This window comes from Streptomyces sp. ADI96-02 (assembly GCF_003846185.1).
Lineage (GTDB): Bacteria > Actinomycetota > Actinomycetes > Streptomycetales > Streptomycetaceae > Streptomyces.
Map to the genome: position 1 here is coordinate 4973392 of NZ_ML123034.1, position 10057 is coordinate 4983448.

General features: G+C 73.0%; 6 protein-coding genes and 1 pseudogene. 5 read left to right on the forward strand and 2 right to left on the reverse strand.

Features of this window, described 5'->3' with window-relative positions:
- Positions 1–30: 30 nt before the first annotated feature.
- The 3 genes from EES43_RS22015 (at position 31) to EES43_RS22025 (ending at position 5811) form a co-directional block, all read left to right on the forward strand.
- A complete protein-coding gene (locus EES43_RS22015) occupies positions 31–243 on the forward strand; it encodes a hypothetical protein (protein ID WP_006127885.1) in 213 nt (70 codons plus the stop codon).
- Between the two features lie 300 nt (positions 244–543).
- Positions 544–4188 carry an AAA family ATPase gene (locus tag EES43_RS22020; RefSeq protein WP_124272102.1) on the forward strand — a complete coding sequence of 1215 codons (3645 nt, stop codon included), beginning with the start codon at positions 544–546 and terminating at the stop codon, positions 4186–4188.
- Between the two features lie 204 nt (positions 4189–4392).
- Positions 4393–5811: a sugar porter family MFS transporter gene (locus tag EES43_RS22025; RefSeq protein ID WP_124270306.1), complete on the forward strand. Its 1419-nt coding sequence runs from the start codon at positions 4393–4395 to the stop codon at positions 5809–5811.
- A 110-nt stretch (positions 5812–5921) separates the two neighbouring features.
- Here EES43_RS22025 and EES43_RS22030 read toward each other — a convergent pair whose 3' ends face one another.
- Positions 5922–6902, reverse strand: a complete 981-nt coding sequence (locus EES43_RS22030) for an LLM class flavin-dependent oxidoreductase (RefSeq protein ID WP_124270307.1) — start codon at positions 6900–6902, stop codon at positions 5922–5924.
- 177 nt (positions 6903–7079) lie between these two features.
- Between EES43_RS22030 and ftsY the strand changes: the two genes are divergently transcribed.
- Positions 7080–8285 carry a signal recognition particle-docking protein FtsY gene (gene ftsY / locus EES43_RS22035; RefSeq protein WP_124270308.1) on the forward strand — a complete coding sequence of 402 codons (1206 nt, stop codon included), beginning with the start codon at positions 7080–7082 and terminating at the stop codon, positions 8283–8285.
- An 87-nt stretch (positions 8286–8372) separates the two neighbouring features.
- On the opposite strand, the gene EES43_RS22040 is transcribed toward ftsY, so the two are convergent.
- Positions 8373–9020, reverse strand: a complete 648-nt coding sequence (locus tag EES43_RS22040; RefSeq protein WP_124270309.1) for a bifunctional DNA primase/polymerase — start codon at positions 9018–9020, stop codon at positions 8373–8375.
- A gap of 537 nt (positions 9021–9557) precedes the next feature.
- Here EES43_RS22040 and EES43_RS22045 point away from each other — a divergent pair.
- Positions 9558–10057, forward strand: a pseudogene (locus EES43_RS22045) (hypothetical protein); the annotation flags it as partial.

A 10057-nucleotide genomic window follows, 5' to 3' on the forward strand; every position in this document is an offset into this window, starting at 1 on the left:
TCGGTCACTCATTGTGGAGGACCATCCATCATGGCAAAGGCGCTTCTCGGTTACGTCGGCGGTTCCGACCCGCGACTCCTCGCCGAGATGCGACGGCTCCAGCAGCGCGTCCAGGACCTCGAATCCGAGCTCACCCGGATCCAGGACGAGAACGACGCGCTCAACGCCGCCGCTCAGCACCAGGAGTCGCTGCTCGACAGCATCGACATCGACGTACCCCAGGGCGAGCCTGCGCTGACCTGACCGGATGGCCCGCACGGGCCGGTCGGGCCGAGCACGCTCAGTAGCCTCGAATCTCTCTGATCCGCCTTCCGTCGCGGACCGCCGTATCCGAACACCGGGGTTCCCGATGACTCGGGGTCACCGTTGTCCGGCCGTTCAGCGATCCGTAGCCCGGGATTGCGGCAAGATTCACAGGGACGCCTCTGGCGTCCCTTTTTTCTGTGCCGGACCCCCGCCCCGCTCGTACACCCCTTCCCTAACGTCTGATGTGCCCTGCGCCTTCATCAGCGAAACCGCGTGCGAAAGGTAGAGTCCGGCGGCGTGCACCTCAAGGCCCTGACCCTGCGCGGTTTCAAATCGTTCGCCTCCGCGACCACCCTGCGGTTCGAACCGGGGATCACCTGCGTCGTCGGTCCCAACGGCTCCGGCAAATCGAATGTGGTGGACGCGCTCTCCTGGGTCATGGGGGAACAGGGAGCCAAATCCCTGCGCGGCGGCAAGATGGAAGACGTGATCTTCGCCGGCACGACCGGGCGGCCTCCGCTCGGCCGTGCCGAAGTATCGCTGACCATCGACAATTCAGACGGCGCATTGCCCATCGAGTACGCCGAAGTGACGATCACGCGGATCATGTTCCGCAATGGCGGCAGCGAATACCAGATCAACGGAGACACCTGCCGACTGCTGGACATCCAGGAGCTCCTGTCGGATTCCGGTATCGGCCGCGAGATGCACGTCATCGTCGGACAGGGGCAACTGGACTCCGTCCTGCACGCCGACCCGATGGGCCGCCGGGCCTTCATCGAGGAGGCCGCCGGAGTCCTCAAGCACCGCAGGCGCAAGGAGAAGGCCCTGCGCAAACTGGACGCGATGGGGGCCAACCTGGCCCGCGTCCAGGACCTCACCGACGAGCTGCGCCGCCAGCTGAAGCCGCTCGGCCGGCAGGCCGCCGTCGCCCGCCGGGCCGCGGTCGTCCAGGCGGACCTGCGCGACGCCCGGCTGCGGCTCCTCGCCGACGACCTGGTGACCCTGCGCGACGCGCTGCGCGAGGAGGTCGCCGACGAGGCCGAGCTGAAGCGGCGCAAGGACGCGGCCGAGGCGGAGCTGAGGACCGCGCTCGCCCGGGAGGCCGCGCTGGAGGGCGAGGCGCGCGCACTCGCGCCCCGGCTCCAGCGCGCCCAGCAGACCTGGTACGAGCTGTCGCAGCTCGCCGAGCGGGTCCGGGGCACGGCCTCGCTCGCGGACGCCCGGGTCCGCAGCGCCACCGAGGCTCCCCCCGAGGAGCGTCACGGTCGCGACCCGGAGGACCTGGAGCGCGAGGCCGCCCGGATCCGCGAGCAGGAGGCGGAGCTGACCGCCGCCCTGGAGGCGGCCGAACACGCGCTGGAGGACACCGTCGCCCACCGCGCCGAACTGGAACGCGAGCTGGCGGCCGAGGAGCGCCGGCTCAAGGACGCCGCCCGCGCCATCGCGGACCGGCGCGAAGGGCTCGCCCGGCTGAACGGGCAGGTCAACGCCGCCCGCAGCCGAGCCGGTTCGGCGCAGGCCGAGATCGACCGGCTGGCCGCCTCACGCGACGAGGCGCGGGAGCGCGCGGTCGCCGCCCGGCAGGAGTACGAACAGCTCAAGGCGGAGGCCGACGGGCTGGAGGCGGCCGACGAGGAGCTGACCGCCCGCCACGAAGCCGCCCGGCGGGCGCTCGCCGCGGCGCAGGAGGCCCACAGCGCGGCCCGGGACGAGGCCACGGCGGCCGAGCGCGGACGCGCCGCGCTCGCGGCCCGGCACGAGGCGCTGTCGCTGGGGCTGCGCCGCAAGGACGGTACGGGGGCCCTGCTGGCGGCCCCGGACCGCCCAGCGGGCCTGTTCGGGCCGGCCGCGGATCTGCTCACGGTGGAGCCGGGCCACGAGGTCGCGGTCGCCGCCGCCCTCGGCGCGGCGGCGGACGCGGTGGCCGTCGCGGACCCGGCCACGGCCGCCGAGGCGATCCGGCTGCTGCGCAAGCAGGACGCCGGGCGGGCGGTGATGCTCCTGGGCGGCGGGCCTGGCGGCCCAGGCGGCCCCGGTGGTCCCGGTGGACCGAACGGACCCGGTGGCCCGCCTGGACCGGGCTCGGCGGCCGGGCAGGAGGACGCGAGGCCCGGGGGCTTCGCCGTCGACGGGGCTCCGGCAGCCGCCGTGGCGGACCTGGTGCGCGGACCGGCGGAGCTGATGGCGGCCGTGCGCCGCCTCGTCGGGGACTCGGTCGTCGTCGCCACGCTGGAGGACGCCGAGGACATGGTGGCCGCCCATCCGGGCGTGACGGCGGTGACCGCCGAGGGGGACGTGCTCTCGGCCCACTTCGCGCACGGCGGGTCGGCCGGAGCACCCAGCCTCCTGGAGGTGCGGGCGTCCGTCGACGAGGCCGCGGCCTCGCTGGCCGACCTCGCGGTGCGGTGCGAGGAACTGGCCGAGGCGCAGCGCCTGGCGGGGGAGCGGCGCCGGGAGGGCGCCGCGCTCGTCGAGGAGCTCGGTGAGCGCCGCCGCGCGGCCGAGCGGGAGAGGTCGGGCGTCGCCCAGCAGGTGGGGCGGCTCGCCGGGCAGGCCCGGGGCGCGGCGGGGGAGGCGGAGCGGACGACCGCCGCGGTGGCCCGCGCCCAGGAGGCGCTGGAGCGGGCGACGGAGGAGGCCGAGGAGCTGGCCGAGCGGCTGCTGGTCGCCGAGGAGGCCCCGGTCGCCGACGAGCCCGACACCTCGGTACGGGACCGGCTCGCCGCCGACGGCGCCAACGCCCGTCAGACCGAGATGGAGGCCCGCCTCCAGGCCCGCACGCACGAGGAGCGGGTCAGGTCGCTGGCGGGACGCGCCGACGCGCTGGACCGGGCCGCCCGCACCGAGCGGGAGGCGCGTGCCCGAGCCGAGCGGCGCCGGGCCCGGCTGCGGCACGAGGCCGCGGTGGCCACCGCCGTGGCGTCCGGAGCCCGCCAGCTCCTGGCGCACGTCGAGGTCTCCCTCGTACGGGCCGACCGGGAGCGGACCACCGCGGAGGCGGCCAAGGGCGAGCGCGAACGGGAGCTGGCGGCCGAGCGCACCCGGGGCCGCGACCTGAAGGGGGAGCTGGACCGGCTCACGGACTCGGTCCACCGGGGCGAGGTGCTGGGGGCCGAGAAGCGGCTGCGGATCGAGCAACTGGAGACGAAGGCGTTGGAGGAGCTGGGCGTCGAACCGGCCGGGCTGATCGCCGAGTACGGCCCCGACCAGCCCGTGCCGCCGTCGCCCGCCGCCCAGGGCGAGGAGCTGGCGGACGATCCGGAGCACCCGCGCAACCTGCCGAGGCCCTACGCGAGGCCCGAGCAGGAGAAGCGGCTGCGGTCGGCCGAACGGGCGTACCAGCAACTCGGGAAGGTGAATCCGCTCGCCCTGGAGGAGTTCTCCGCGCTGGAGGAGCGGCACCAGTTCCTCTCCGAGCAGCTCGAAGACCTGAAGAAGACCCGGGCCGACCTGCTCCAGGTGATCAAGGAGGTCGACGAGCGCGTCGAACAGGTCTTCACCGAGGCGTACCGGGACACGGCCCGCGAGTTCGAAGGGGTCTTCTCGCGGCTCTTCCCGGGCGGCGAGGGGCGGCTGGTCCTGACCGATCCGGACGACATGCTCGCCACCGGGGTGGACGTCGAGGCGCGCCCGCCGGGCAAGAAGGTCAAGCGCCTCTCCCTGTTGTCGGGCGGTGAACGGTCCCTGACGGCGGTGGCGTTGCTGGTCTCGATCTTCAAGGCCAGACCCAGTCCGTTCTACGTGATGGACGAGGTCGAGGCCGCGCTCGACGACACCAACCTCCAGCGGCTGATCCGGATCATGGAGGAGTTGCAGGAGAGCTCGCAGCTCATCGTGATCACGCACCAGAAGCGGACGATGGAGGTCGCCGACGCGCTGTACGGCGTCTCGATGCAGGGCGACGGCGTCTCGAAGGTCATCAGCCAGCGGCTCCGCTGACGCCGCGCCAATTCATCGGAACGTCAACGCACGTTTCGGCGACTCCGGGGTACGAGCTGCTGCGCCCTCTCTTTCCCTTCGTTACGTGAACGCATGACCTGAGCAGACTTGATTTCTGCTTCAAGTGGTGGCGGGCCGGAAGTTGTGTCCCACTGGGAAGGCTCACCCCCACGTCTGACTTGCGGCCAGGCATCAGGAGCTCACGTGACCAGCAACGCGCACGGACCGGAGTCCGAGGCCCGAGCGGCCCATCCGGACCATCTCGGCCATGTCATCTTCATCGCGGCTGCCGCGGCGATGGGCGGCTTCCTCTTCGGCTACGACAGCTCCGTCATCAACGGAGTCGTCCAGGCGATCCGCTCCCGCTACGACATCGGCTCCGCGACGCTGGCCCAGGTCATCGCCATCGCACTGATCGGCTGCGCGATCGGGGCCGCCACCGCCGGACGGATCGCCGACCGGATCGGCCGCATCCGCTGCATGCAGATCTCCTCCCTGCTCTTCATGTGCAGCGCGGTGGGTTCCGCGCTGCCGTTCGCGCTCTGGGAGCTGGCGCTGTGGCGCATCATCGGCGGCTTCGCCATCGGCATGGCCTCCGTGATCGGCCCGGCGTACATCGCCGAGGTCTCGCCGCCCGCCTACCGCGGCCGGCTCGGCTCCTTCCAGCAGGCCGCGATCGTGATCGGCATCGCCGCCTCCCAGCTGGTGAACTACGGCATCCTCCAGCTCGCCGGCGGAGACCAGCGCGGCGACCTCCTCGGCCTGGAGGCCTGGCAGTGGATGCTCGGTGTGACGGTCGTCCCGGCCCTGCTGTACGGGCTCCTGTCGTTCGCCATCCCGGAGTCCCCGCGCTACCTGATCTCGGTCGGCAAGCGGGAGCAGGCCCGGAAGGTCCTCACGGAGGTCGAGGGCGAACACGTCGACCTCGACGCCCGGGTGGACGAGATCGAGACGGCCATGCACCGTGAGCACAAGTCGAGGTTCTCCGACCTGATGGGCCGGGGGTTCCTGTTCCTGCCCATCGTCTGGGTCGGCATCGGCCTCTCGATGTTCCAGCAGCTCGTCGGCATCAACGTGGCGTTCTACTACTCCACGACGCTCTGGCAGTCCGTCGGCATCGACCCGACCGACTCGTTCCTCTATTCGTTCACCACGTCGATCGTGAACATCATCGGCACCGTCATCGCGATGGTGCTGGTGGACCGGGTCGGCCGCAGACCGCTCCTCCTCGTCGGCTCCACCGGCATGGCCATCGCCCTGGCCTTCGAGGCGTGGGCCTTCTCCGCCTCCCTGGTCGACGGCAAGCTGCCGACCGTACAGGGCGCGGTCGCCCTCGTCGCCGCCCACGTGTTCGTGCTCTTCTTCGCCCTGTCGTGGGGCGTCGTGGTCTGGGTCTTCCTGGGCGAGATGTTCCCCAACCGGCTCCGGGCCGCCGCCCTCGGCGTGGCCGCGTCCGCCCAGTGGATCGCCAACTGGGCGATCACCGCGAGCTTCCCGAGCCTGTCCGACTGGAACCTCTCGGCGACGTACGTCATCTACGCCTGCTTCGCCGTGCTCTCCATCCCGTTCGTGCTCATGTTCGTGAAGGAGACCAAGGGCAAGGCGCTGGAGGAGATGGGCTGACGGGGCGTCCGGCCGACCGCTCCCGTCCTCGTCGCCCTTCTCCCGCGCCGCTCCTCTTCCGGCGTCGCCCCTCGTCCCGCGCCGCGCCTCTTCCCCTCACGCCGCCCGGCTCACCCGCCGATCCGGGCGGCGGGCGTCTCCACCGCCGCGCAGAACAGCCGCAGGCTGCGCCACCCCTCCTCCACCGGCATCCCGCCGCAGAGCGGATGCAGCACCAGGCTGTCCGCCTCCAGCGCCTTCAGCTCCCGCGGCGTGACGATGCGGTACACCTCCTCCTCGCGCAGCTCCGCCACCGTCGTCGCCGCCGAGCGCACCGCCGAGCGGATGTCCGCGGACTGCCAGGAGGCGTACGTGCGCGCCTCGTGCAGCAGGTGTCCGCCGTACAGGGCCCAGGTCCGCTCGGGATCCTCCGAGACGTGCAGCAGCGGCGTGCGCCGCTCCGGCATCATGCAGAAGCCGTCCGTCCCGTGTTCCGCGCGCTGCCGGTGGTAGTACGCCTCCAGCTCCGGCAGGTGCGCGCTCGGGAAGAGCGGCAGGCCCAGCCGCGCCGCCCGCCGCGCCGCCGCCCGCGAGCTGCCGCCGACCAGCAGCATCGGATGCGGCCGGGTGTACGGGCGCGGCGTGACCCGCACCGTGCGGCCCCGGAACCGGAACGGCTCGCCGGTCCACGCCGCCATCAGCGTCTCCAGCAGCTCGTCCTGGAGCCTGCCGCGCCGCCCCCACTCGACGCCGGCCCGTTCGTACTCCTCGGGCCGGTAGCCGATCCCCGCGACCGTCACCAGCCGGCCCGCGCTCAGCAGGTCGAGCACCGCGATGTCCTCCGCCAGCCGCAGCGGGTCGTGCAGCGGGCCGATCACCGCCGACACGGTCACCGCGATCCGGCGGGTGGCGCCGAAGACCGCCCCGGCGAAGACGAACGGCGAGGGCAGCCAGGAGTTCTCCGCCCCGTGGTGCTCCTCGGTCTGGACGGAGTCGACGCCGTGCTCGTCCGCGTAGGCGGCCATCTCCACGGCGGCCCGGTAGCGGGCCGAGAGCGAGGCGGGTGTGGCGGCGGGATCGACGAGATTGAACCGGACCACTGTGAAGGCCATGACGGGCGTCCCCTTCGCCGGGCGGGCAGGCGGGCGGCACAGTAGCTGACGCAGCGTCAGAAGGGCAGGGGTGCCCCACCGCGATTACGCCCAAACGGTGCATACGCCTCCCGTGGGCCGCCGAGGTGCGTGCGGGGCCGTGCCCGCGCCGCGGGCGTGGCCGATACTGGACGGGTTATGGAAATCGTCATCCTTGCTGTAGTCATCGCCCTGGTCGCGGTCGGCCTGATCAGCGGGCTGGTGGTCAGCAGCCGCAAGAAGAAGCAGCTGCCGCCCCCGCCGCCGTCGAGCACGCCGACCATCACTACTCCCCCCGAGCCCCGCGTCGGCGAGGAAGCCGAGACGCCGAGCGACGAGGCCCGGCGCACCATCGACGAGGTCTCCCTCCCGGACGCCGAGGCGCCCGTCGACGGAGCCCCGGTCGCCGAGGCGCCCGCCCCGCCGGCCCTGGAGATCCCCGAGCCCACCGAGGGCCGGCTGGTACGGCTGCGGACCCGGCTCGCCCGCTCGCAGAACTCGCTGGGCAAGGGGCTGCTCACGCTCCTTTCCCGGGACAACCTCGACGAGGACACCTGGGAGGAGATCGAGGACACCCTCCTCACCGCCGACGTCGGCGTCACGCCCACCCAGGAGCTGGTGGAGCGGCTCCGTGAACGGGTCCGCGTGCTCGGCACCCGTACCCCCGAGGAACTGCGCGCCCTGCTCCGCGAGGAGCTGATCACCCTGCTCGGCCCGGACCTCGACCGGGAGGTCAGGACCGAGGGCGGCGCGGAGACTCCCGGCGTCGTCATGGTCGTCGGCGTCAACGGCACCGGCAAGACGACCACCACCGGCAAGCTCGCCCGGGTGCTCGTCGCCGACGGCCGCAGCGTCGTGCTCGGCGCGGCCGACACCTTCCGCGCCGCCGCCGCCGACCAGCTCCAGACGTGGGGCGAGCGCGTCGGCGCCCGTACGGTGCGCGGGCCGGAGGGCGGCGACCCGGCGTCGATCGCCTTCGACGCGGTCAAGGAGGGCATCGCCGAGGGGGCCGACGTGGTCCTCATCGACACCGCCGGCCGGCTGCACACCAAGACCGGGCTCATGGACGAGCTGGGCAAGGTGAAGCGGGTCGTCGAGAAGCACGGCCCGCTCGACGAGATCCTGCTCGTCCTGGACGCCACCACCGGCCAGAACGGCCTGGTGCAGGCCCGGGTCTTCGCCGAGGTGGTGGACATCACCGGCATCGTCCTCACCAAGCTCGACGGCACCGCCAAGGGCGGCATCGTCGTGGCCGTCCAGCGCGAGCTGGGCGTACCGGTGAAGCTCATCGGGCTGGGCGAGGGTGCGGACGACCTGGCTCCGTTCGAGCCGGGCGCGTTCGTCGACGCGCTGATCGGCGACTGACCGGCGCGACGCGCACACGGCCGACGGGCGGCGGACCTCCACGCGGAGGCCGCCGCCCGCCGTCGTTCCGGCCCGCGCAGGCGCCCGCTACGAGCGGTGGCAGACGTAGGCCAGCGTGCCCAGCAGCAGCCGGGCCGGCGGGGGAGCGGCGGCCGTGTCCAGCGCCGGCGGGCGCAGCCAGCGGACCGGGCCCCGGCCGCCGAGGTCGCAGGGCGGGGCGGTGATGTGGGCCCCGGCGCCCAGCGCGCGCAGATCGAGGTCCGCGTCGTCCCAGCCCATGCGGTAGAGCAGGTCGGGCAGTGCGACGGCGGCTCCCGGGGCGACGAAGAACTGCGCCCGCCCGGTCGGCGTCACCGCGACCGGGCCCAGCGGCAGCCCCATCCGCTCCAGCCGCACCAGGGCGCGCCGGCCGGTCCGCTCCGCCACGTCCAGTACGTCGAAGGCGCGGCCCACCGGCAGCAGCATGGACGCGCCCGGCGTCTCGGCCCAGGCGTCCGCCGCGCGGTCCGCCCCGGCGCCGGCCGGGACCTCCCGGGCGAAGCCCAGCGGGTGGGCGCCGGGCGCGGGGCAGCGGCTCTCGCCGCACGAGCACGCGCCGGCCACGGCCCGCGCGCCGGGCACCACGGCCCAGCCCCACAGTCCCGTGTACTCGGCGACCGTGGTGCCCTCGGCTCCGCGGCCACGTCGACGCGAGCCGGCCCGCCTCTCACGGATGCCGCCGATCGTGAAGCCCATACCCCCTCCAACGGGTCCGACTCGTCGGTGGTTACGACCCGGCGTCATCGGGTAACCCTCCGTCACTGCAACCCGATCGAGTGGCGTGCGCGGTAGTGCGCTGGGTAGTGCAACACGGTGCGTGCGCCCCTGAGTGCAGCCGTCCGCTCGCCGTCGGTCGCGATGCTCCAAGTCAAGCGCGCCCAGCGGCAGTCGGGTTCATTCGAAGGGGTGGCGAATGGTGGCGTTTCCCTGTTCCCCCTCGCGGGAGAGGTGATCGTAGGATTACCGTCGGTACACGAACCCCTGGGAGCATGCGCGCCCACGGGTATGCCGCAGGCAACCCGACTTCCTGTTCGACGATGTGCGACGTCCGTACGAACAGCACCGAGGCCCGGCATTCTGGTATTGGTTCGCGCGATGAAATTTCAGCGGGATGGGGGCGTTCCAGTGAGTGGCAGCGGCGCAGGCGATACGGATGCCGGGAAGCGGCCGAACGCGCAGTTAGGGTCGTGGTTCGTACGCAGCGGCTGGTCCAAGGGCGAGCTGGCGCGGCAGGTGAACCGCCGGGCACGCCAGATGGGGGCCCACCACATCAGCACCGACACCTCCCGGGTGCGGCGCTGGCTCGACGGCGAGCAGCCCCGCGAGCCGATTCCCCGCATCCTGTCCGAGCTGTTCTCCGAACGCTTCGGCAGCGTCGTCGCCGTCGAGGACCTCGGACTGCGCACCGCGCACCAGTCGCCGTCCGTGTCCGGAGTCGACCTGCCCTGGGCCGGACCCCAGACCGTCGCCCTGCTCAGCGAGTTCTCCCGCAGCGACCTGATGCTCGCGCGCCGGGGCTTCCTCGGCAGCTCGCTCGCCCTCGCCGCGGGCCCCGCCCTCATCGAACCGATGCAGCGCTGGCTGGTGCCCGTACCGCCCCAGGGCACGGGCGAACCGGACCCGCCCGCCCCGGCCCCCCGCGCCTCCCGGCTCTCGAAGCCCGAACTGGACCTGCTGGAGTCGACCACCGCGATGTTCCGGCAGTGGGACGCCCAGTGCGGCGGAGGGCTGCG